We start from the raw sequence: 1,029 nt of genomic DNA, 5'->3' as shown, positions 1-1,029 counted from the left end.
ACTATGAAAACGCACTTTTTTCTGATTTTCGCTCTTTTTTACAATTTTAGGTGTCAAAATCTATTTTGACAAAACGCGCTTTTAATGCTAAATTTTATACATAAAAACAACAAATTATCACGTATTCCTACCTAATCCCACCTCTTCCCACTTAGTATAAAACCTAGTGTCAAACTACATTGATTGATAGTTTTTCCGTACCCCAAACACATTATTCAAGTACATTATTAAAAAAAGAAGCGTTTAAGGAATTCGGTCAACTTGAGCAAATTCCTTTTCAGTACGCAAGTGTGCAATATTTGCACCATTGCTCCTTTTAGGAATTGGATAAACAATACCCTATTACTGTACTCATGCAATCGGATCAACTTGATCCTATTTCTCGTTTTAGCAATTGGGATAAATAGCAGTGGGTGACGGTAGTTTCCATGGACCATTGATTTACCCACGGAACCCTTGAAGAAGCAGAGGTTGATCCGCCATGATTTCAGGGCGTCTCTCTAAAGTTAAGGAGCCACTGCCCACAGCACGACACAGCCTGTCTGATTTTGATGCCGCTTGTGCTTCTCTTTACATGAGGAGAAACTGTGCAAACAGCGCATATGACAGAATACGAATAAAAAAGCTTATCTTGTCTCTTTCATGATCCTTTATTTCCACGCCACAAAAATTCTCTCTGAACGAGCTTTCAACCAAAATTTCGAAAGCAAGTAAATTTCCTGATAATATACCATCTTTTGCTTTGGTTAATTCGGTTTCCCCCATGAGACCCCAAGAATAGGAAAAAATCGAAGCAGGCAATTGAGATCTTGCAGCCCTGCACACACCCACATTTCACAGCACAAGCAACAGCTTGAATAGCTTCTTCCTACCCCACAACATAAGGTACAATTAATAATTACTTTATCTCATAAGAAATAAAATGATCACACAAACACATCTTTCTTCAAGTATAAGTGAGATTTTTTGAAGCGTATATTAACATTTTGTCTCTCATAACAAACATTTGTTTAAAGTGTTTTCTTCTCT

General features: G+C 36.9%; 1 pseudogene. It reads right to left on the bottom strand.

From position 1 onward, the window contains the following. Positions 1-444: 444 nt before the first annotated feature. A pseudogene (locus ACFIMW_RS09360) lies at positions 445-564 on the bottom strand (late control protein); the annotation flags it as partial. Positions 565-1,029: the final 465 nt, after the last annotated feature.

It is taken from the genome of Bartonella sp. AC329YNZD (assembly GCF_042196685.1).
Taxonomy (GTDB): Bacteria; Pseudomonadota; Alphaproteobacteria; order Rhizobiales; family Rhizobiaceae; genus Bartonella.
Note: the sequence above shows the minus strand (reverse complement) of the source record. Positions and strands in the feature narration are given on the sequence as shown.